This window comes from Xenorhabdus ishibashii (genome assembly GCF_002632755.1).
Taxonomy (GTDB): Bacteria; Pseudomonadota; Gammaproteobacteria; order Enterobacterales; family Enterobacteriaceae; genus Xenorhabdus; species Xenorhabdus ishibashii.
The window spans coordinates 1,163,983-1,187,453 of record NZ_NJAK01000001.1 but is presented as its reverse complement, the minus strand read 5'-3'; the positions used below and the strand labels follow the sequence as shown (position 1 = coordinate 1,187,453).

Here is a 23,471-nt window from a genome sequence, read left to right as displayed (position 1 = left end):
AGTCAGCAGATCTTTTGCATAAAGACACGTTAAAATAATTTTTATGATCGACAGGAAAAGGAAACCTTTTGGAAAGCCTGCTTGAAGTACCTGTGGCAGAAGGAGCCACAGCCAGAATACTGCAAATCACCGATATGCACCTTTTTGCCAATAAGGAAGATTCATTGCTGGGAGTCAATACCTATCGCAGTTATCATGCGGTCTTAGATATGATTTTGCAGCAAAATCTCAATATTGATTTGATCGTTGCGACAGGTGATTTGGTACAGGATCAGACCATCAATGCCTACCAGCATTTTGCAGAAGGCATTGCTCGTTTGCCTGCACCTTGCGTTTGGTTACCCGGTAATCACGATTACCAACCAGCGATGGTTGACTCGTTGGCAGCAGCAGGCATTTCACCTTCTAAACAGATATTCATCGGGCAGCATTGGCAGTTGATTATGCTGGATAGTCAGGTACAAGGTGTTCCTCATGGTGAATTGACGGATTATCAGCTTGAGTGGATGAAAAAATGCCTGGATAAACACAATGATCGCCATGCGATTATTATGCTCCACCATCACCCGATTCCGTCTGGATGCACATGGCTGGATCAGCACAGTCTGCGTAATGCGCCGGCATTATCAGAATATTTGAAAGGCAAAACCCAGGTGAAAGCTATATTATGTGGTCACATCCATCAAGAAGTTGATGAAATGTGGAACGGCATCCGTGTTATGGCAACACCGTCAACCTGTGTGCAATTTAAGCCACATTGTACTAATTTTATGCTTGATACGGTGGCTCCGGGATGGCGTTATCTCGAACTGCCTGTGGCTGGGAATACGAAAGAAGTGGAATTGCAGACACAAGTTCACAGGCTTAAGAATAACGAGTTTTGCCCGGATTTAGATTCGGACGGGTATTAATGTCGATTTTACTTTACTTACATGGCTTCAACAGTTCTTCTCAATCAGCGAAGGCGAGTGCGCTGAAAACGTGGTTGCACCAGCAGCACCCTGAAATTGACATGCTGGTGCCGCAATTACCCCCTTATCCTGAAGATGCGGCCATCTTACTGGAAGAACTGGTAATGGAGCACGCGGGTGAAAATATCGGGCTGGTAGGCTCTTCCCTGGGCGGCTATTTGGCTATCTGGCTTTCTCAATGCTTTGGTTTACCCGCCGTGGTGGTCAATCCTGCGATACGTCCTTTCGACTTGCTTGAGAATTATCTTGGGGAAAACGTGAATCCCTATACCAAAGAGCGTTATACTCTCGAACCAAGCCACATACATGATCTTAAAGTGATGCACATTGACCCGCTGGAATCGCCTGATCTTATTTGGTTATTGCAGCAAACAGGGGATGAAGTGCTCGATTACCGTCAGGCCGTTGCTTACCTGATGCAGTGCCGACAGACGGTCGAATCTGGTGGGAACCATACTTTTATTGGCTTCGAATATTATTTCCCTCAAATCATTGACTTCTTGGGGCTAACCAGTGGCAATAGTAAAAAAATTGCCAAAAATAGGTAAGCGACTGGTATTATCAACAGTAGATCAATACTGATTGGCCCTCTAATAACGAAGCAACCGACAGAATTACAACATGACTCAATCTAGTTACAACGCAGAGGCCATTGAAGTCCTCAGTGGCCTGGAGCCAGTTCGTCGTCGTCCCGGAATGTATACTGATACAGCCCGCCCGAACCATTTGGCACAGGAAGTGATCGATAACAGTGTGGACGAAGCTCTGGCTGGTCACGCGAAGCATATTGAAGTAATCCTTCACAGCGATCAGTCTCTGGAAGTGATAGATGATGGCCGTGGTATGCCGGTTGATATCCATCCTGAAGAAAAAGTTTCTGCTGTTGAATTGATTTTGACCCGCCTGCATGCGGGCGGAAAATTTTCCAATAAAAATTACCAATTTTCTGGCGGCTTGCATGGGGTTGGGATTTCGGTGGTTAACGCCCTGTCCAAGCGCGTGGAAGTGACTGTTCGTCGTAACAGTCAGGTACACCAAATCGCCTTTGAAAATGGTGAGAAAGTACAAGAGCTGGAAGTCATCGGCAGTTGTGGCAAACGAAACACTGGAACGAGTGTCCATTTCTGGCCAGATGAAAGCTATTTCGATACGCCCCGTTTTTCTGCCACTCGCTTGACTCATTTACTGAAAGCCAAGGCGGTACTGTGTCCGGGTGTTGAGATTGTTTTTAAGGACAAACTCAACGATACCGAGCAAAAATGGTGTTATGCCGATGGGTTGACCGATTACCTGTTAGAAGCTGTCAACGGGCTGGTAACATTGCCACAAGCGCCTTTTGTCGGCACATTAAGTGGAGATACTGAAGCGGTCGATTGGGCAGTGCTCTGGCTACCGGAAGGCGGGGAATTATTGACGGAAAGTTACGTTAACCTGATCCCAACGGTACAAGGCGGTACCCATGTTAACGGCTTGCGTCAGGGTTTGTTGGATGCTATGCGTGAATTCTGCGAATTCCGCAATATATTGCCACGTGGGGTTAAACTCTCTGCCGATGATATCTGGGATCGCTGTGCTTATGTGCTATCGCTTAAAATGCAAGATCCACAATTTGCAGGTCAAACCAAAGAGCGCCTTTCTTCTCGTCAGTCTGCGGCTTTCGTTTCCGGTGTGGTGAAAGATGCATTCAGCTTGTGGTTGAACCAGCATATTCAAGATGCAGAGCAACTCGCTGAAATGGCGATTGCCAGTGCGCAACGTAGAATGCGTGCGGCGAAGAAAGTAGTACGCAAAAAGCTGACTAATGGCCCTGCTTTGCCGGGTAAATTGGCAGATTGTACGGTACAAGATCTCAATGTTACTGAACTGTTTTTAGTGGAAGGGGATTCCGCAGGTGGTTCTGCGAAACAAGCTCGTGATCGTGAATTTCAGGCGATCATGCCACTACGTGGAAAGATCCTGAACACATGGGAAGTCTCTTCGGATGAAGTGCTGGCTTCGCAGGAGGTTCATGATATTTCTGTTGCGATTGGTATCGATCCGGATAGCGACGATCTAAGCCAACTGCGTTACGGTAAAATCTGCATACTGGCGGACGCGGACTCCGACGGATTACACATTGCAACATTGCTGTGCGCCCTGTTTGTCCGTCACTTCCCGACATTGGTGAAACGCGGGCATGTGTACATGGCAATGCCTCCACTGTATCGCATCGACCTCGGCAAAGAGGTGTATTATGCGCTGGATGAAGGGGAAAAAAGCGCCATTCTGGATCGTTTGAGCCGCAAACGGGGTAAGCCGAACGTTCAACGCTTTAAAGGATTGGGGGAAATGAACCCAATACAGTTGCGCGAAACCACGTTAGATCCTAACACTCGCCGTTTGGTGCAATTGACTATCAACGATGAAAATTATCAAGAAACTCTTTCAGTCATGGATATGCTTCTGGCGAAGAAACGTTCAGAAGATCGCCGAAATTGGCTGCAAGAGAAGGGCGATTCCATCGATATCGAAATTTAGCGTCTGAATTTAGTGCATCAGATTAAGTACATAAATACAGCGCAAAGGTAGTCAATACAGATCCTGAGGAAATTAATACATGAGTGAGATAACTCACGACGGTGTTGAGCGCCAGCCGCTTCACACATTCACTGAAAACGCCTATTTGAATTACTCCATGTACGTCATCATGGACAGGGCGTTGCCTTTTATCGGTGATGGCTTAAAGCCTGTTCAGCGTCGTATTGTCTACGCGATGTCAGAACTGGGGCTGAGCAGCAGCGCCAAATTTAAAAAGTCTGCCCGTACCGTCGGTGATGTTCTCGGTAAATATCATCCGCATGGCGATGGGGCCTGTTATGAAGCTATGGTTTTGATGGCCCAGCCTTTCTCATACCGTTATCCATTAGTCGATGGACAAGGAAACTGGGGGGCGCCGGATGATCCGAAATCCTTTGCGGCGATGCGTTATACCGAATCCCGTTTGTCCAAATATGCTGAATTGTTACTGGCTGAATTGGGACAAGGAACAGTAGGTTGGGTGCCAAACTTTGATGGGACATTGCAGGAGCCTAAGTGTTTGCCTGCACGTTTGCCGAATATCTTGCTCAATGGCACCACGGGCATTGCCGTTGGTATGGCGACCGACATCCCGCCACACAATGCCCGTGAGGTGGCGAATGCACTGATTGCCATGCTGGATAAGCCTGATCTATCGCTTGATGAAGCGATGGAATATGTCAAAGGGCCGGACTATCCGACAGAAGCAGAGATCATCACGCCAAAAGAAGATATCCGCAAGATCTACAAAAATGGCCGCGGTTCGGTGCGGATGAGGGCGATTTGGTCGAAAGAAGAAGGTAACGTAGTTATCACGGCTTTGCCTCACCAGGTATCTGGCGCGAAGATATTAGAACAAATTGCCAGCCAAATGCGGGCGAAGAAGTTACCGATGGTGGATGATTTGCGTGACGAGTCTGATCATGAAAATCCAACGCGTTTGGTGATTGTTCCGCGTACTAACCGTGTGGATATCGAGCAGGTGATGAACCATCTGTTTGCAACCACCGATTTGGAAAAAAGCTATCGCGTCAATCTCAATATGATCGGTCTGGATAACCGTCCTGCGGTTAAGGGTTTGGTTGAGATCCTCAGTGAATGGCTGGTTTTCCGCCGTGAAACAGTGCGTAATCGCTTAAACCATCGGCTGGAAAAAGTGCTTAAGCGTTTGCATATTCTGGAAGGTTTACTGGCGGCATATCTTAATATTGATGAAGTTATCCATATTATTCGTAATGAAGATGAGCCTAAGTCAGTATTGATGCAGCGTTTTGACTTAACCGAAACGCAGGCAGAAGCCATTCTTGAACTGAAATTGCGCCACCTGGCGAAACTGGAAGAAGTCAAAATCCGTGGCGAACAGGATGAACTGGCGAAAGAACGTGACAAACTTCAGGCGATTTTGGGTTCTGAACGTAAGTTAAATACGTTACTGAAAAAAGAAATTATTGCCGATGCAGAAAGCTACGGTGATGACCGTCGCTCCCCACTGAAAGAGCGCACGGAAGCGAAGGCGATGAGTGATCACGACATCCTGCCATCTGAGCCTATTACTGTCATCATGTCAGAGATGGGGTGGGTGCGTAGTGCGAAAGGGCACGAGATTGATCCGGCTGGCTTGAATTATAAATCTGGTGACAGTTTCCGCAGTGCGGTGCGTGGTAAGAGTAACCAGCCCGTGGTCTTTATTGATACCACAGGACGCAGTTATTCCGTTGATCCGTTGGATTTGCCATCAGCCAGAGGGCAGGGAGAACCGTTAACGGGTAAATTGGCGTTGCCGGCAGGGGCATCGGTTGAGCATCTTTTGATGGCGCAAGAAGAACAGAAATTCTTGATGGCATCTGATGCGGGATATGGTTTTATTTGTACTTTCAACGACTTGACTGCTAAAAACCGAGCGGGTAAGGCCATGATTACTTTGCCTGAAAATGCCAAGGTGATGCAGCCATTGGCGATCAACAACGAACAGGACGATATGTTACTGGCGATTACCAAAGCGGGTCGTATGTTGATGTTCCCAGTGGCTGATCTGCCGCAACTTTCAAAGGGTAAGGGCAATAAGATTGTTTCCATTCCGGCGACACAGGCTGCATCAGGCGAAGATATGTTGGCTTGGTTACTGGTGTTGCCGCCACAATCTTCAATTACGCTTTATTTTGGTAAACGCAAGTTACTGCTTCACCCTGAAGATTTACAGAAATTCAGGGCTGAGAGAGGGCGTAAGGGAACGCTTCTGCCTCGTGGATTACAGCGCATTGAGCGCGTTGAAGTCGTTTGCAGTACAAACAATTAAGCTGCCAATTGGCAGGATAAAAGATATCAATCATCATTTCAGGCCAGTTTTATAACTGGCCTTTCAGCAAGGGGCAGCTATGCTAGCAATCATTCGGGGCATTATTGTTATTCTGTTTACGATACTGATCTTTATTTTTGGAAGTATTTACTGTTTATTCAGTCCACGTAACCCACGTCATGTTATGACTTTTGGGCGTGCATTTGGCAAGTTACATAAAGTGCTTGGCATCAAGCTGCTGGAGCGTATTCCAGAGGAGGCACGGGAATATGGACCTAGCATTTATGTCGGCAATCACCAAAATAATTACGACATGGTTACGATGTCGAATGCGGTACAGCCACGTGCAGTCACCGTAGGTAAAAAAAGCCTGATCTTTATTCCCTTCTTTGGCCAGCTTTATTGGTTGACAGGTAATATTTTGATCGACAGGGAAAATCGGACAAGAGCGCATGGTACGATTTCACAGGTTGTCAAACAGATCAAAAAAAATCGGGTTTCGATTTGGATGTTTCCAGAAGGAACGCGCAGTCGTGGCCGTGGCTTGCTGCCCTTTAAAACAGGTGCCTTTCATGCTGCCATTGCCGCAGGTGTACCTATCGTGCCGGTCTGTGTTTCTACAACTCACGATAAAATAAAACTAAATCGTTGGGATAATGGCACCGTGATTGTTGAAATGTTGCCTCCGATTGACACCACGAAATATACCAAAGAACAGGTTCGTGAATTGGCTGAACATTGCCGACAAATGATGAAAACGAAAATTGAAGAATTGGATAAAGAAGTCGAGGCACTTAATAAGCGCGGATAGCTAAATGATGGTTAATTAGCCGAATTATCAAATATGTTTTCCTGCATGTTGGACGGATTATCGCTATAGTTTTTAGATAGTTTTAGAAATTCTCTCCTATTCGCGATATGATTGCGTTTAATAAATTAACGTTTTTATTAAACGCAATCGATAGAATAATAAATCCTGATAGCCACAATATCAGAGTATCCATCTCGGTTATTTTTTTGAATTAAACAACTATTGGGAATGGTTATTCTTGTTGTGAAAATTATTTCTATCATAGAGAGATTATTCCTTCTGTGGAGACCTTCTGTGGAGAAAATATGTCACTGAGTCGGCGCCAATTTATTCAGGCTTCTGGTTTGGCAATGTGTTTAGGGGCGCTTCCTTTTGTAGTTCGGGCCAATAAAAACCAACAAACAAAATTGCCGCTCCCTCCCTTACTGGAATCCCGCAGAGGGCAACCACTGTTTTTAGCTATACAAAGAGCAACCTGGTCGTTTAATGGTCAGAATAAAGCTCAAGTCTGGGGCATCAACGGACATTATTTAGGGCCAACCATTCGGGTTCACCGAGGAGATGATGTCAAACTGATCTATAGCAATCGGCTGTCTGAACCAGTTTCAATGACAGTTGGGGGATTACTGGTGCCAGGAACCTTGATGGGTGGCTCGGCTCGTTTGATGGCGCCCGGGGAAAGCTGGTCGCCGGTGATTCCGATAGATCAAGTTGCAACGACCTGTTGGTATCATGCCAATACCCCAAATCGCATGGCGCGGCATGTCTATGCAGGCCTTGCAGGAATGTGGCTGGTGGAAGATGAAAGTAGCCGTAGCCTGCCTTTGCCAAGACATTATGGTGTCGATGATTTTCCTGTTATTTTGCAAGACAAGCGATTGGATAATTTTGGTGTACCGCAATATAACCCGCCAGCCAATCAAGGCTTTCTTGGTGATACTCTGCTGGTTAATGGTGTCGAAAATCCTTTTGTGGAAGTAGCCAGAGGCTGGATCAGGTTACGTTTCCTGAATGCATCTAATGCCCGACGATATCAATTGCAGCTCAGTGATGGTCGTCCTTTCTACATGATTGCCACTGATCAAGGTCTGCTGCCTGCTCCGGTGGCAGTACAATTATTGTCACTTGCACCGGGAGAACGTCGTGAAGTTTTGATTGATATGTCGAAAGTGGAGAGTGTTACCATTACCGCGGGGGAATCTGCTGGTGTAATCGATCGTTTGAAAGGCTTGTTTGAGCCTTCAACTAAACTGTTATCAACAACAGTATTAACCCTGAAAGCCAGTGGGTTACTTCCTTTGGTGACAGAGCAACTACCGACTCAGCTTATCGTTGATAATCCACAAATCAACTCTTCCATTCAAAGTCGTCAGATTGATTTGGGAGATTATTCTCAAGGGATTAATGGCTCACTGCTGAATGAACATCGAATCGATATCACAAGCCAACAAGACGCATGGGAACGTTGGGTCGTCACAACGTCAGTGCCCCAGCCTTTCCATATTGAAGGGGTAAGGTTTAAAGTCATCAGCCTGAATGGTAACCGTCCAGAACCACAGGATTATGGCTGGAAAGATACTGTCTGGATTGATAGTCGTGCTGAATTGCTGGTTAATATGATGCAGCCCTCTTATGAGCATTTTCCTTTCATGTATTCCAGCCAGATATTGGAGATGGCAGATCGTGGCGTTGCCGGACAGTTAGTTGTTGAACCTGCTGGTTTTTAAGTTAAATATTTTCTTTGGCTTTACTCGTTTCCAGTGCTGGTTTAGACAAAAATTCTGTTAAATTAAATAAAGTTGTTATTTTGATGCCTGATTATTAAGTAATAAGCTGTTAAACAACGGCTTGTTTAACTATTCTTGGGTAAACTAACTATTTGTTTGTAATAAATTGTTAATCATATCGACTGAGAGTAACCCTTTCCGTATAGTGTCCCAAATTTTCATACTACTTGGCTGTAAGGTGATTTAATGATTATCAGCTTGATTGCTGCGATGGCTATGGATCGAGTTATCGGTATGGAAAATGCCATGCCGTGGACTTTGCCGGGTGATTTAGCCTGGTTTAAACGCAACACACTCGCAAAGCCGGTTGTAATGGGACGAGTGACTTATGAGTCGATTGGCCGTCCTTTGCCAGGACGCTTGAATATCGTGATTAGCAGTCAACCTGCAAGTGATGATCGGGTGACTTGGGTTAACTCTATCGAAGCTGCTTTAGCAGCCGCTGGCGATGTTAAAGAAGTTATGGTGATGGGAGGAGGAAAAATTTATGAGCAGTTTATTCCTCTGGCTCATCGTATGTATCTGACTCACATTGATGCAGAAATAATTGGTGATACGAATTTCCCTGATTATGAACCTGATGAATGGAATTCAACGTTTACTGAATATCACGATGCAGATGAAAGCAATTCTCATAGCTATTGTTTTGAAATTCTGGAACGCCGAGAGTGAACTAATATTATCTTACTTACGGAGTGCTTTAAGGCACTCCGATGTCACGGCCAGGTTTATCATTTTTCAGGCTTATGATTTAGTGAATAATGAATCCTGTCTGAAATACTGCTTATCTTCCCAACGAAGCAAGGTCAATTTACCTCCCCAACAACACCCCGTATCCAGAGCATAGATGCCAGCGGGAGTGCCCTGACCTTCCAGGGCTGCCCAGTGACCAAAGGCGATAGAATAGCCTTCAGGAATGCTGCGCGGTAATTCGAACCAGGGTCTTAGAGGGGCAGGAGCATTTTCTGGTTTGGATTTACAGCTCATATCTAATTGACCATGTGGAAAACAATAACGCATGCGGGTCAAGGCATTGGTACTGTAACGTAATCGGGCAAGCCCGCTTAACTCTGGCGTCCAATTATTCGGCATATCCCCATACATTTCATTGAGAAATAAGGGATAACTGTCACTGCGAAGAATGGCTTCTACTTCACGGGCACATATTTTGGCTGTTTCCAGATCCCATTGTGGGGTGAGTCCTGCATGTGCCATGACGAGTTTCAGTTCGTCATCGACTTGCAACATTGGTTGTTTTCTCAACCAATTTATTAATTCATCAGCATCTGGCGCCGCGAGTAATTCATCCAGCAGGTCTTTCGGTTTATTGCGGCTGATTTTAGCGTAAACCGCCAACAGATGCAGATCGTGATTGCCCAATACCAGTTTAGCTGCGGAGCCGAGTTGCTTGATGTAGCGGAGTACTGCCAATGAATCAGGGCCACGGGCAACCAGATCGCCTGTTAACCATAAAGTGTCTTCACTGGGATTAAAATTGACTTGTTCTAACAAGGAACGAAATTCACGATAACAACCGTGAATATCGCCAATAAGGTATGTAGCCATAATTAATTTATCAGTGTTGGGATCGCCAATCGGAACACGGGAATGGCGACACGGAACGGGCGACCATCATGATCAATCATATTATAGTGGCCTTCCATCGTTCCCAGAGGTGTTTCCAAAATAGCGCCACTGTTGTAGCGATATTCTGTTCCCGGTGGGATCAAAGGTTGTTTTCCCACAACCCCTTCACCCTGGACTTCGGTTAGGTGACCATCACTGTTGGTAATGCGCCAGTAACGGCTAATAAGTTGCACAGGGGAATGCCCAAGATTACGAATTGATACGGTATAAGCAAACACAAAACGTTGTTGTTCCGGCTGTGATTGACTTTCTACGTAAGTACTTTGTACTTGAATATGAATTCTTGGTTCATTGAGCATAGATACCTCCTGCTACTGCAACGTCTGTTTATTTGTTTAGGCAATTTCAGGTTGAGATGATAACCAATTCGCCATCTTACAGTATTGCTCGACAGAGATGTTTTCAGCCCGCGTGCTTGGATCAACGCCCAATTCAGTTAACTGTTCAACAGAAAAAATGTTCCCAAGGCTATTGCGGATCGTTTTTCTCCGTTGGTTAAATGCCTGAGTGGTGATTCGGGCTAACATACGAATGTCCTGAACAGGATAAGGCATGCTCTTGTGTGGGATCAAACGCACAATAGCAGAATCCACTTTCGGCGCTGGTGTAAATGCCGTTGGCGGTACTTCAAGAACAGGGATTATCTGACAGTAGTATTGTGCCATCACACTTAAGCGTCCATAGGCTTTACTGTTAGGCCCTGCGACAAGACGATTCACGACTTCTTTTTGTAACATAAAGTTCATATCAGCGATAGCATCAGTATAGCTGAAAAGATGGAACATTAACGGCGTAGAGATGTTATAAGGCAAGTTACCAAATACACGCAAGGATTGTCCATGTTCTTTGGCAATCTGACTAAAATCCACTGTCATTGCATCTTGTTGAATGATTGTCAGCTTATCTTTCAGCTTGGGGTGGACATGCAGACGAGCCGCTAAATCACGGTCAAGCTCGACGACAGTCATTTTATCCATGCGTTCACCTACTGGCTCAGTCAGTGCTCCCAGACCTGGGCCGATTTCCACGATGGCCTGGCCAACCTGTGGATTCATCGCATTGACAATGCTATCAATGATAAGCTGATCGGTTAAAAAGTTTTGCCCGAAACGTTTACGGGCATGGTGCCCCTGATGGACTTTATTATTCATTACTGTTTTGTATCATTTTAATTGCTAGATTTAATGCGGTGATAAAACTACCCACATCAGCTTGACCTGTCCCCGCCAGCTCCAGAGCTGTGCCATGATCGACAGAAGTTCGGATAAATGGCAGTCCTAAGGTAATATTCACGGCTCTGCCAAAACCCTGGTATTTTAACACGGGTAACCCTTGATCGTGATACATCGAAAGCACGGCATCTGCATGATCTAAATATTTGGCTTGGAACAGTGTATCCGCAGGCAATGGGCCTTCCAACCATATCCCTTCTGCTCTCAGGCTGTCTAAGGCGGGAATGATGATATCTATTTCTTCATGTCCCATATGTCCCCCTTCACCAGCATGAGGATTCAGGCCGCACACATAAATATGAGGACGGGGGATACCGAATTTGGTTTTTAGATCATGATTGAGAATGGTGATCACTTCCCGTAGAGAATCAAACGTAATTGCTTTGGGGACATCCAGAATTGGCAGATGTGTGGTTGCCAGTGCTACCCGTAGCTCTTCCGTTGCCAACATCATAACCACTCTTGAGCATTGGCTGTGATCAGCAAAAAATTCAGTATGTCCGGTAAAAGGCACGCCTGCATCATTAATGACACCCTTATGTACCGGTCCGGTCACCAATGCTGAAAATTCTCCGTTCAGGCAACCATCGCAAGCTCTTGCTAAGGTTTCCGTGACGTAAGTACCGTTTTTCCGGTTTAACTCCCCTGCAATCGTTGGGGAGTGGAGGTTAACGGGCAGGATGGTCAGGGTTCCGGCGGTTTGTGATGAAGAAAGGTGTTCTGGAGAATAAGTTTGCAGTTGCAGAGGTAAATTCAGTTGCTTAGCACGAGAGAGCATCAGCTCTGGATCGGCACAGACAACCAATTGGATAGGCCACTCTTTTTGAGCCAAGGCAATGACTAAGTCAGGGCCAACCCCGGCAGGTTCGCCGGGGGTAATGACGATGGGTTTATTATTGTGCATCGCTACCATCTAAAATTTTCACATAAGCAGAGGCGCGTAATTCTTGCATCCAGCTTTGTGCCTCTTCATTGAATTTACGGTTGAACAGCAAGCGGTAGGCACGATCTTTCTGTGCAGCATCTGTTCTGTCAACTTTACGGCTATCCAGCAGTTGGATTAAGTGCCAGCCGAAAGAGGAGTGCACTGGTTGGCTGATCTCACCTTTTTGCAATTTCATCAACGCATCACGAAAAGCAGGATCGTAAGCACTCGGCAAATTCCAACCCAATTCTCCTCCACGCATGGCTGAACCTGGATCTTCAGAATGTTCTTTTGCTGCTTCTTCGAATGAGGTTTTGCCACTTAAGATCTCTTCCCTGAGTTTCATCAGCTCGTTGCGTGCCTGCTCATCATTCATAATAGGTGATGTTTTCAGCAGAATATGGCGAGCATTCACTTCGGTGACGGCAATAGACATCTGACCACCACGAATATCATTTACTTTCAGAATGTGAAAACCAACACCGGAACGAATTGGGCCAATAATCTGTCCCTTATGAGCAGATTGGAGCTGTGCAGCGAACAGGGATGGCAATTCTTGCAGTTTGCTCCAACCCATATTTCCCCCTTTCAGGGCTTGCGCATCACCGGAATAGGAGAGGGCTAATTTGCCGAAATCCACACCACTCTGAAGTTCAGATAAGATTTTTTTGATCGTGGTTTCCGCTTTTTCTACCTGCTCCTGGCTTGGGTTTTCTGGCAGAGGGATCAGGATCTGGCTGATATTCACCTCAGAGTCCTGACTGTTTTGGTTGCTGATTTGGTTAGCCAGTGAATCAACTTCCTGTGGCAGGATAGAGATTCGGCGGCGTACTTCATTGTTACGTACTTCTGCAATCATCATTTCCTTGCGGATCTGATTACGGTAAGCATCAAAACTCATACCCTCTGCGCTCAGATTTTGTTTTAACTGGGCAAGGTTCAAGTGATTTTGAGCCGCAATATTCGTGATCGCAGAATCTAAGGCTTGATCAGGGATAGTTATCTGCATTTGGTTTGCCATTTGCAGAACAATATCATCCATAATCAGGCGTTCAAGGATTTGGTGACGCAATGTTTTCTCATCCGGTAATTGCTGGCCTGCATGTTTTGCATTGAGTTTAACGGATTGTAAAAGGCTGTTGACGTCACTTTCCAGTACGACATCATTGTTAACAACGGCTGCGACCTTATTCAACTCTTGTGGAGCCGCCATTGCGACAGAGTTTACTGAAAACATCAATCCGAAAATCAGCGATCTCCAGTTCTTCATACATTTCCCATCATATCAATCCCGCCTTGGCGGGGTTATTTTGTTTACATTGCGTTTAGCGGTATTAGAATGCACGTTGGTATGGAAGAATACCTTGCTGCAACATTTTCTGACTACCCAAACTATGATTGTTACTTAAGCCACGAAGTTCAACATTGAATGACCATTTGTTGTCATATTGACTGCTGTCAAAGCGCCAGTCGGTGATCTTGCGTTCATAACCCACACTTACTGCCCAGCAGCAGGTGTTGTATTGCAAACCTACCATCTGGCTTGCTGGTTGCTTTTCTTTGGTATCGTAGTAATAAGCCCCTACAAACGCCCAGCGATCTGACAATGGCCAGCTTGCCACCATACCAATCTGAGAAATTCCCTGCTGGTAAGCGGGTGCGCCTCCTTTTAGTGTGGCTTGAATATAATTGCGGTCAACAAAACGATAGTTTAACTGCAACATGCGGTCAGCATCATGACGGTACTCCATTACGGCATTACTCATAGTTAAGCTGTCCAGGCGATTATCATATTGCAGCCCGCCTTTGATACCCCAGGAATCATTGATTCTCCAGTGCACATCTCCAGCCCAGGTTATCGCTCCCGTTCCTTTTTTATTTCCAATGATATCCTTGCTATCTAAAACAGACTCAGTATCTTCGGTACGCGGGCGTTCAAAGTAGTAGATTTGACCTATGGACAGACTAAAACGTTCAACTAAATCTTCATCATAGATACGGGTAGTCACGCCCGTAGTAAATTGATTGGCCGATGAAATGCGGTCTAAACCGCTGTAGAAACGATCGCGGAACAATCCGGTATAATCTGTCTGTAATAGGGAAGAATCAAAGTTATTGATGTTATTTTGATTCTTATAAGGCACATAGAGATACTGAACGCGCGGCTCCAGCGTTTGGGTGTAACCCTGATTAAAATACATGGAGCGTTCAAATACTACCTTCGCATCTGATTTAAACACGGGCAAAACACGGTTTACTGACTTCTCCAGCAGAGGATTGTTCTTTTTTGCTTCATCAGAAATATCCTGCTCGTAATGAGTGGCCATTAGTTTAAATTCATTATTGATGCTCGCCCAACCATTAGAGAGGGGTAAATTAAAAGCCGGCTCCAGATGCCAGCGGGTAGCATCAGGCCATAGGTTACCTACGCTGGTGAATTTGGCTATTTGAGCATAGGTACGAAAATCAAATACGCCCAAATCATTTTTATAATAATTGAGATCTAACTGAGGTTCGGATCGGTAGGCTCTTTTCCTATCATCAATGGTAAAAAGCTGGAATTGTTTGGTTGTTAGTGTGGCATTCCAGTTCTGTTGTGCATATCCCACACTGAATTTCTGGGTTGCGTAGCTGTCGGTACTGGAGCCATATTGTGATGTGAAATCACTGAAATAGTTTGGATCACTGACTTTGGTATAATCAGCACTGAAACGCCAAACCTGATTAAGGACACCGCTGTGGTTCCAGTAAAACAACCAACGGTTATTACTATCACGATCCAACGACGTTTTACCGAGTCTCTTATCATCGGCATATAAACGGTCGTGATCAATCCAATCCAGCGCAACTGTACCTGCACCCGCGTTGGTTAAGTAACGGAATTCATTATCCAGCTTCAAACCTCGCATCGTGATGAGATGCGGGGTAATTGTGGCATCATAGTTGGGCGCAATGTTCCAATAATACGGCAGCAGGAACTGGAAGCCCTCCTTATTGGAAAAACTGGCATTCGGGATTAAGAAACCAGAACGGCGTTTATCCCCAATAGGTAATTGCAAATACGGAGTGTAAAACACCGGCACATTGGCAATGCGAAAACGGGCATTCCAGATCTCAGCAACTTCTTCTTCACGATCGAGGATGACCTCTGAACCCACGACACTCCAGCTATCATTACCGGGTAGACAAGAAGTGAATATCCCATTATTCAAGATGGTATAGCGGTTCTCACCACGCATCATCATCTTGTCTGCATGACCACGTCCTTGACGACCAACCATCTGGTATTTGCCTTGTTCCACGTCGGTATCTTTATTGCTCAGATTTGCCCAGGCGCGTGGTCCCTTCAAAATGATTTGAGGATCATCATAGCTGACATTACCGACTGCGGTAACAGTGCGAACAGGTTCTTTATCCAGTTCTTGTGTTTGTTCAAGCCTAACCTTATCGGCTATCAGCGTTTTATTTCCCTGTTGGATATTAACATTACCAATGAACTCAACCGCATTGGGATATTCACCATGAGTATCATCGGACTGAATGTAAACTGGCAGTTTATTGGGATCGCCTGTGATAATCGGCTTATCGTAAACAGGTACACCCAACATACATTGTGCTGCAAGGTCAGCATGAGCTTGCTGACTATAAATTGCTGCCCATACCATTGTGGCCAGCAGGGTAGGATAACATTTATTCATAGATGTTTATGCGGTTCCGTCATCAGTGGCATCGTGCCGGCAAACGCTCAGAGACTAACGTAGTTGAGAGATATGAGCCAGAGTAAAGTTTAACTTTACTAATCTTGTTGTTAGGCACAGAGCTTAATGGATAGTATGATAATGCAAAATTGCGCTCAGGGCATTGGGGAATTGAAGACTATATGCAGTATTGGGGAAAATTATTCGGATTGATATTTGGGATTGCATCTGGAGCTGGTTTTTGGGGGATTGTGATTGGCTTAGTGCTTGGTCATACCTTTGACAAAATCAGGATGCAAAAATTGGGGAAAACGACTAAAGGCCCAACCCGACAGGCGCTGTTTTTCCGCAGTACTTTTCAAGTATTAGGGCATTTAACCAAAGCAAAAGGTCGGGTCACAGAAACAGATATTCAGCTCGCTACCCAATTGATGAACAGAATGCAACTGCATGGAGAAGCACGGCTTTCTGCACAGCAGGCATTTCGTGAAGGTAAACAGCCGCAATTCCTTTTGCGTGAAACAATGCGACAACTACGCCGTGCTTGCTTCGGTCGCTCTGACCTGATCCGCATGTTTCTGGAAATTCAGTTACAGGCTGCATTTGCTGATGGTGAACTGCATCCTAATGAAAGAAAAGTGTTGTTTGTCATTGCTGAAGAGTTAGGCATTTCCCGTGTTCAATTTGAACAATTCCTCGCCATGATGGAAGGTGGGCGCCATTTTGGTGGAGAGCACCAACAGCATGGGCATTATCAAGGCCATGAGCAGCAGCGTGCAACATTGGAAGATGCCTGTAAGGTATTGGGCGTCAATAAACAGGATGATGCGACCACCATTAAGCGGGCTTATCGAAAACTGATGAGTGAGCATCACCCCGATAAACTGGTGGCAAAAGGTTTACCACCAGAAATGATGGAACTGGCGAAACAGAAGGCGCAGTCCATCCAGTTGGCTTACGATTTGATTAAAAAAGAGAAGGGCTTTAAGTAGCTCTTATCCAAAAGAATCAAGAAATCTGCGTCAGAATTCGGCCTTACATTCAAAATGCATCGGTGTGCCATAAGCCGGATGAGCAATAAAGAGTTCTTGAGCATGTAGTTGCAGGCGAGGAGCCATTTCCCTTGCCTGCGTATGGGCATAGAACTTATCTCCCAAAATGGGATTACCAAGAGCCAGCATATGTACCCGAAGCTGATGCGATCGCCCTGTGATAGGCGCCAGCCTGACGCGTGTTGCCTGAGCCTCATATTCCAGTACCTGATACTCAGTTTGTGCTGACTTGCCCGTTTCAAAACAGACTTTTTGTTTCGGGCGATTCGGCCAATCACAGATTAAGGGCAGATCCACCAAGCCTTTTTCCTGCGCCAGTTTTCCCCATACCCGTGCGATATAAACTTTTTTCGGCTCACGCTCGCGGAACTGGCGTTTCAACTCACGCTCGGCGGCCTTAGTCAGCGCCACAACCATGATACCGCTGGTCGCCATATCCAATCGATGGACTGATTCGGCGGTAGGAAATTCAGCTTGTATCCGCGTCATAATACTGTCTTTGTGCTCTTCTGCTTTACCCGGCACAGAAAGTAACCCACTGGGTTTGTTGACAACCATAATGTGCTCGTCCTGGTACAGCACATATAACCAGGGATCTGTCGGGGGGTTATAAGACTCCAGCATAGTGGCTCCAATGAGTCGGAAAAACAAAACTCAGGAGCATCTTGTGGAAAGTGCTCCTGAGTTTACTACAGGTCAACTCTTTTCTCTTTCAAGCTTCCCTTTTGTCGGTGTCGACTTGAAATCTAGCGGAGAATGACAGGTTATTGACGTCTGCTTATTGATGAGAAACAACCACCAAACGAATGGCATCCAGACGCCAGTTGGCTTGGTCAAGATTGAGCAGCAGATGTTTATGCTCGGAACCGATCGCTTCCAGCTCATCATCACGGATATTCGGGTTAACCGCTTTCAGGGCTTCAAGACGCGACAATTCAGCCGACAGTACTTCATCAGCTTCTTTTTTCGCTTGCTCAATCAACACACGCGCTTGCTCTTCAATCAGAGGTTCAGATTGACGCAAAATAGCATGAACCTCTTTCTGTACCGCATTAACCAGCTTGCTGGCGTTATGGCGGTTTATCGCATTGAGTTGGCGGTTGAAACTTTCAAACTCGACCTGAGGAGCCAGATTGGTGCCTTTCAGATCCAACAAGAGGCGCACGGGGGTTGGTGGCAAGAAACGCGTCAATTGCAGGTGCTTCGGTGCCTGAGCTTCAACAACATAAATTAACTCAACCAGCAGCGTACCTACTGGCAGTGCTTTGTTTTTCAGGATAGAAACGGCGCAGCTTCCCGTATCCCCCGACAGAACTAAATCGAGACCATTGCGGATGATAGGGTGTTCCCAGCTCAGGAACTGAGTATCTTCGCGGGAAAGTGCTTTCTCACGGTCAAACGTAATCGAGCAGCCATCTGTAGGTAATCCCGGGAAATCAGGCACCAGCATATGATCGGATGGATGCAGGGCAATAATATTGTCGCAGCGATCTTCCTGATTGATCCCAATGATATCAAACAAATTCAGGGCAAAATTCACCAGATCCGTGTCGTTATCTTGTGCAGCAATCTTTTCTGCCAGTTTCTGGCCTTGCTCGCCCCCGTTGGAGTTCATCTCCAGCAAACGGTCACGCCCTTGTTCCAATTGCTGTTTAAGTTTTTCATGATGCCCGCGACATTCAGCAATAAATTCACTGAAACCAGTTTGCTCATTGGGTTTGGCAAGAAAATTGAGCAGGGTTTCATAATATTTGTCATAGATAGAACGGCCTGTTGGACAAGTATGCTCAAAGGCATCCAGCCCTTCGTGATACCAGCGCAGGAGAATGGATTGCGCAGTGTTTTCCAGATAAGGCACACTAATTTTAATATTACGGTTTTGACCGATACGATCCAGTCGACCAATACGCTGTTCCAGTAAATCAGGATTGAATGGCAAATCAAACATGACAAGCTGATTGGCAAACTGGAAATTACGCCCTTCTGAGCCAATTTCAGAGCAGAGCAGCACTTGCGCACCTTCTTCCTCAGAAGCGAAATAAGCGGCGGCACGGTCACGCTCCAGCAAGGACAAGCCTTCGTGGAACACCGCACTGCGGATGCCTTCACGTTCACGCAGAATTTGCTCCAGTTGCAGCGCAGTTTCTGCCTTGGCACAGATCACCAGCACTTTTTCATCGCGGTTTGCCATCAGGAAGCCCATCAGCCATTCTACACGGGGATCGAAATTCCACCATGTGGCATTTTCCCCTTCAAATTCCTGATAGATCCGCTCAGGATAGAGCATATCTTTGGCACGAGACTCCACGGTCTTTTTGGCTCCCATGATTTCAGAAACCTTGATTGCCGTCTGATATTGGGCTGGCAGTGGTAACTTGATCTCGTGCAATTCACGATGCGGGAAGCCTTTCACACCACCACGGGTGTTACGGAAAAGCAGTCGGCTGGTGCCGTGGCGATCCATCAGCATGGTAATCAGTTCACGACGCGCATTTTCGCTCTCTTCATCCTGATTACTGTTTGCTGCTTTCAGCAGAGGTTCAATATCCTGCTCACTGATTAGTTCAACGATGGCATTTTGCTGATCATTATTCAGAATTTCACCAGACAACAGTAACGTCACGGCATCCGCGACAGGACGGTATTGCTGTTGTTCATCAATAAACGCCTGATAATCGTGAAAGCGATTTGGGTCCAGCAGGCGCAGGCGGGCAAAGTGGCTTTCTTGCCCCAACTGCTCTGGTGTTGCAGTTAACAACAAGACAGATGGGATTTGCTCTGCCAATTGTTCGATAACTTGATATTCGCGGCTTGGGGATTTTTCGCTCCATGCCAGATGGTGAGCTTCATCCACTACCATCAAATCCCAGCTTGCTTCCAGCAGAAGTTCAAAACGTTGCTTATTGCGGCGAACAAAATCTAAGGAACAGATAATCAACTGTTCGGTTTCGAACGGATTATCACTGTCATGCAGTGCTTCGCTATATCGGCCATCATCAAACAGCGAAAAGCGCAGGTTGAAACGGCGCAGCATTTCTACCAGCCATTGATGTTGCAGGCTATCTGGTACAATGATTAACACACGTTCAGCCCGTCCGGCCATCAATTGCTGATGGATAATCATCCCGGCTTCAATGGTTTTACCCAGACCAACTTCATCTGCCAGTAATACACGTGGTGAGTGGCGTTTACCCACTTCATTGGCAATATGCAATTGGTGTGGGATCAGACTGGCACGAATGCCACGTAATCCACTTTCTGCCAGACGGAACTGCTCGCTTTGGTGTTTACGGGCGCGAAAACGCAAAGCAAAGCGATCCATGCGGTCAATTTGACCTGCAAACAGGCGATCTTGTGGCTTGTTGAACGTCAGCTTGCTATCCAGAAAAACTTCCCGCAGGCAGATATTTTCTTCTTCAGTATCCAGACGCGTACCGACATAGATCAGCAGGCCATTATCTTGTTGGACGTCATCGATCTTGATTTTCCAGCCTTCGTGACTGGTCACAGTATCGCCTATATTAAACATAACGCGGGTGATGGGGGAGTCATTGCGTGCGTAAAGGCGGTTTTCTCCGCTGGCAGGGAAGAGCAACGTTACCATGCGCGCATCAAGCGCCACGACTGTTCCTAATCCAAGTTCGCTTTCTGTATCGCTTATCCAGCGTTGACCAAGAGTAAATGGCATAAATTTTGGCTCAGTTTTCTGTTAGACAATATTATTTTATGGTTGCAGGATGGCTGCTTTTGTCGGATATCGTTCGTTATTGGTTATCGATAGGGATAGTTTTCAATTGCACTCTACAACGCCCGTTTTTCGATAAAGGGATCGCAAAAGTACAGTAGCCCATTAGAGGGACGATATGTTAATTGAAGCGGGGCAAGTCGTCACCTGCAAAAATATCCATTATTCGAAAGACATGTTCATTTGCCCTGTTAACAGGGGCATAAAATCATCTTGAATGAATGGCAAGATGGCGTCAGCAATCGGTTTTAATTGCTTATTGATATAGTGTTCATAATCGGGTGCTGAGGTTTGGTTCTCTAATGGTTCAGGGCCGGCCTGAGTGATGATGTAGCTGATCCAGCCCCCATTTTGGTACTGTAGAGGACGATGATGCTGTTGATTATATTCATCTGCCAAACGTGCTGCCCGAACATGGGGAGGGACATTGCGCTGGTAATCAGACAACTTACGGCGTAACCGCTTACGATAAATCAGACGGTCATCAAATTCCCCCGCTAGCGTTTTAGTAATATATTCACGAATATAATTCTGATGGGGTTGTTGATCAAAAATCAGAGTATACAGCTCCTTCTGAAATATTTGTGCCAGCGGCGTCCAGTCAGTCCTTACCGTTTCCAGCCCTTTGAAAATTACCTTATCACCGCTTAATCCGGCATAACGTTTTTTACTGCCTTGCTCTGCCCCGCGTACCGTTGGCATCAGGAAACGCCGATAGTGTGTTTCAAATTCCAACTCCAATGCACTCTCAAGATTGAATTCACTTTTGAGATGGTCTTGCCACCATTGGTTGACAAATTGCGTCAGAGAATGCCCGATTTGGCAGGCTTCTTCTTCTGAATGCGGGCGTTTTAGCCAGATAAATGTTGAGTCCGTATCGCCATAAATTACCTGATAGCCCTGTGATTCGATGAGTTTACGGGTTTGGTGCATAATTTCATGGCCACGCATCGTAATTGATGAAGTCAGACGAGGATCGAAAAAATGACAGCCAGAGGCACCGAGCACACCATAAAATGCATTCATAATAATTTTCAGGGCTTGGGAAAGCGGCGCATTTTGTTGCTTTTTGGCTTTTTCACGTTCATGCCAGATTTGCGTGACGATATCCGGCAGGCAATGTTGCGTACGGGAAAAAAATGCCTGACGAAAGCCAGGGACGGCGTATTTATTGTCTGGATTGGCAAGGCCTTCAACCATGCCGACCGGATCAATCAAAAACGTGCGAATAATTGAAGGATAGAGGCTCTTGTAATCCAGCACTAACACTGAATCGTATAATCCTGGAAACGAATCCATCACAAAGCCGCCTGGGCTGTTATCATCGAAGTATGTTGGCTGGACGGGCGCAACATAGCCAATACGGTGCATTTTGGGCAGATAAAGATGCGTGAATGCCGCTACAGATCCACCACTACGATCCACCGCCAACCCTGTTACCGTGGCACGTTCCAATAAGAAGGCCATCAAATCTGTTTTCTTAAAGATACGATTAACCAGAATACAATCCTGCAAATTATAATGGGCGAGGGCAGGCTTATCTTGCTGAAAGCGGCGGTTGATCTCATCCATACGGTCATAAGGATTATCGACCGCTTTTCCTTCCCCTAAAAGTTGTTGTGCCACATATTCAAGACTGAAAGAAGGAAAATTCCAGGTTGCGGTTTTCAGTGCATCAATGCCGTCAATAATCAAACGGCCTTCTGCTGAGGCGAAAAAATGCCCTGCCTTGAAACCATGTTCTCGCCATTCAAGCAAAGCCCGATTGCGCCCAAATTTTAACGGCACGTTATAGCGTTCAGCATGTTGCTGTAACACTTTCAAATCAAACTGAACCAGATTCCAGCCAATAATGGCATCAGGATCATAATGAGCCAGCCATTCATTGAGTTTTTCCAGCATCATCGGACGACTGGCAACATACTCTAATTTGAAATCAATATCCTGTTGATTATCCTGCGCTGGCCCTAACATAAATACGGTTTTCTCGCCGCATCCAGCCAAGCCAATGGAATACAACTCACCATGCTGGCTGGTTTCGATATCCAGTGACACCCATTGCAAATTTGGCCGATAGGTGGAATTGGGTTTCATTTGATAACTGCCGTCGGGTTTCTGGCTGAACCAAACGGGAGCAGTGATAAAGCGTTCCATCATAAACCTGTCCGGTGGACGGATATCGGCTTCATAGAGGGGAATATTTTGCTCTTTGAAAATTTTTTCCAAGTGTTGCAATTGATAATAATGCGGGCAATACAGCGCAGCAACAGGCTGGCGATTGAAATCTTTTAATGGCAACGCCTTTAATTCGCAATGCCGTTCCTGTGTGAGTAAAAGTTTTGCTTTAGGCAGAGCATGTTGAGGCACAAAAGCAACCGCTTTTTGACGAGGAATAGTAATGCGGCGTGCACCCGCTTCCGTTGCCAGCCAATACACTAATTCAATACCAGATGGTGCATCTTTCCAGTGACGAGTCAGAATAAAGCCTTGTTCAACATGATTTATCTGCATAATCTTTCTCTTATGAGAAACCAACCATATTTAGTCCTATAGAAATCATTTCAATGATAGCATTAATTATGGTTATTTATACAGCGTTTTGGTTGGATCATTTTCGATAGTTATGGTGACTTATTATTATTTTATTATTAATGAATTTTCCCCAGAGGGATATTAACCTTTTTAAATAATCATAATGATTAATTGTTTTTTTCGAGCTTAAGCCTCTTTTGTTGTTATTATTAATTGGGT

Annotated in this window: 17 protein-coding genes; 8 read left to right on the top strand and 9 right to left on the bottom strand. The window is 45.7% G+C overall.

Annotation, left to right across the window (positions count from 1 at the left end; translation table 11 throughout):
• The first annotated feature begins 68 nt into the window (after nucleotides 1-68).
• From cpdA to folA, 7 genes are all read left to right on the top strand, one after another.
• A complete protein-coding gene (gene cpdA / locus Xish_RS05520) occupies nucleotides 69-911 on the top strand; it encodes a 3',5'-cyclic-AMP phosphodiesterase (RefSeq protein WP_099117054.1) in 843 nt (280 codons plus the stop codon).
• Nucleotides 911-1,519 carry an esterase YqiA gene (gene yqiA / locus Xish_RS05515; protein ID WP_099117053.1) on the top strand — a complete coding sequence of 203 codons (609 nt, stop codon included), beginning with the start codon at nucleotides 911-913 and terminating at the stop codon, nucleotides 1,517-1,519. Before cpdA ends, yqiA begins: the two co-directional genes overlap by 1 nt.
• Before the next feature lie 73 nt (nucleotides 1,520-1,592).
• Entirely contained in the window at nucleotides 1,593-3,488 is a 1,896-nt protein-coding gene (gene parE, locus Xish_RS05510; RefSeq protein WP_099117052.1) for a DNA topoisomerase IV subunit B, read from the top strand.
• Nucleotides 3,489-3,567: 79 nt separating this feature from the next.
• Nucleotides 3,568-5,823: a DNA topoisomerase IV subunit A gene (gene parC / locus Xish_RS05505; protein ID WP_099117051.1), complete on the top strand. Its 2,256-nt coding sequence runs from the start codon at nucleotides 3,568-3,570 to the stop codon at nucleotides 5,821-5,823.
• Nucleotides 5,824-5,902: 79 nt separating this feature from the next.
• Nucleotides 5,903-6,634 carry a 1-acylglycerol-3-phosphate O-acyltransferase gene (locus Xish_RS05500; protein ID WP_099117050.1) on the top strand — a complete coding sequence of 244 codons (732 nt, stop codon included), beginning with the start codon at nucleotides 5,903-5,905 and terminating at the stop codon, nucleotides 6,632-6,634.
• Nucleotides 6,635-6,939: 305 nt separating this feature from the next.
• Nucleotides 6,940-8,361, top strand: coding sequence for a cell division protein FtsP (gene ftsP / locus Xish_RS05495; protein WP_099117049.1), 1,422 nt, complete (start codon nucleotides 6,940-6,942; stop codon nucleotides 8,359-8,361).
• Nucleotides 8,362-8,607: 246 nt separating this feature from the next.
• Nucleotides 8,608-9,093 (top strand): type 3 dihydrofolate reductase, encoded by a 486-nt coding sequence (gene folA, locus Xish_RS05490; RefSeq protein ID WP_099117048.1) that lies wholly within the window; start codon nucleotides 8,608-8,610, stop codon nucleotides 9,091-9,093.
• Between the two features lie 72 nt (nucleotides 9,094-9,165).
• Here folA and apaH read toward each other — a convergent pair whose 3' ends face one another.
• From apaH to lptD, 6 genes are all read right to left on the bottom strand, one after another.
• The gene (gene apaH, locus Xish_RS05485) at nucleotides 9,166-9,987 is read right to left on the bottom strand and encodes a bis(5'-nucleosyl)-tetraphosphatase (symmetrical) ApaH (RefSeq protein WP_099117047.1); all 822 of its coding nucleotides are present in this window, start codon (nucleotides 9,985-9,987) and stop codon (nucleotides 9,166-9,168) included.
• A gap of 2 nt (nucleotides 9,988-9,989) precedes the next feature.
• The gene (gene apaG, locus Xish_RS05480; RefSeq protein WP_099117046.1) at nucleotides 9,990-10,367 is read right to left on the bottom strand and encodes a Co2+/Mg2+ efflux protein ApaG; all 378 of its coding nucleotides are present in this window, start codon (nucleotides 10,365-10,367) and stop codon (nucleotides 9,990-9,992) included.
• 36 nt (nucleotides 10,368-10,403) lie between these two features.
• On the bottom strand, nucleotides 10,404-11,219 hold the full coding sequence (gene rsmA, locus Xish_RS05475) for a 16S rRNA (adenine(1518)-N(6)/adenine(1519)-N(6))-dimethyltransferase RsmA (RefSeq protein WP_099117045.1): 816 nt from the start codon (nucleotides 11,217-11,219) through the stop codon (nucleotides 10,404-10,406).
• Entirely contained in the window at nucleotides 11,212-12,204 is a 993-nt protein-coding gene (pdxA, locus tag Xish_RS05470; protein WP_208614810.1) for a 4-hydroxythreonine-4-phosphate dehydrogenase PdxA, read from the bottom strand. The genes rsmA and pdxA overlap by 8 nt, the downstream gene beginning before the upstream one ends.
• Nucleotides 12,194-13,495 carry a peptidylprolyl isomerase SurA gene (surA, locus tag Xish_RS05465; RefSeq protein WP_099117043.1) on the bottom strand — a complete coding sequence of 434 codons (1,302 nt, stop codon included), beginning with the start codon at nucleotides 13,493-13,495 and terminating at the stop codon, nucleotides 12,194-12,196. Before surA ends, pdxA begins: the two co-directional genes overlap by 11 nt.
• Before the next feature lie 64 nt (nucleotides 13,496-13,559).
• The gene (gene lptD, locus Xish_RS05460) at nucleotides 13,560-15,923 is read right to left on the bottom strand and encodes an LPS assembly protein LptD (RefSeq protein ID WP_099117042.1); all 2,364 of its coding nucleotides are present in this window, start codon (nucleotides 15,921-15,923) and stop codon (nucleotides 13,560-13,562) included.
• A 182-nt stretch (nucleotides 15,924-16,105) separates the two neighbouring features.
• On the opposite strand from lptD, the gene djlA reads away from it, so the two are divergent.
• A complete protein-coding gene (gene djlA / locus Xish_RS05455; protein ID WP_099117041.1) occupies nucleotides 16,106-16,915 on the top strand; it encodes a co-chaperone DjlA in 810 nt (269 codons plus the stop codon).
• A gap of 30 nt (nucleotides 16,916-16,945) precedes the next feature.
• Here djlA and rluA read toward each other — a convergent pair whose 3' ends face one another.
• From rluA to Xish_RS05440, 3 genes are all read right to left on the bottom strand, one after another.
• Complete coding sequence (gene rluA / locus Xish_RS05450) at nucleotides 16,946-17,599, bottom strand: bifunctional tRNA pseudouridine(32) synthase/23S rRNA pseudouridine(746) synthase RluA (RefSeq protein WP_099117040.1); 654 nt, start codon at nucleotides 17,597-17,599, stop codon at nucleotides 16,946-16,948.
• Nucleotides 17,600-17,753: 154 nt separating this feature from the next.
• Nucleotides 17,754-20,663 carry an RNA polymerase-associated protein RapA gene (rapA, locus tag Xish_RS05445; protein WP_099117039.1) on the bottom strand — a complete coding sequence of 970 codons (2,910 nt, stop codon included), beginning with the start codon at nucleotides 20,661-20,663 and terminating at the stop codon, nucleotides 17,754-17,756.
• A 219-nt stretch (nucleotides 20,664-20,882) separates the two neighbouring features.
• Nucleotides 20,883-23,231 carry a DNA polymerase II gene (locus Xish_RS05440; protein WP_099117038.1) on the bottom strand — a complete coding sequence of 783 codons (2,349 nt, stop codon included), beginning with the start codon at nucleotides 23,229-23,231 and terminating at the stop codon, nucleotides 20,883-20,885.
• Nucleotides 23,232-23,471 lie beyond the last annotated feature (240 nt).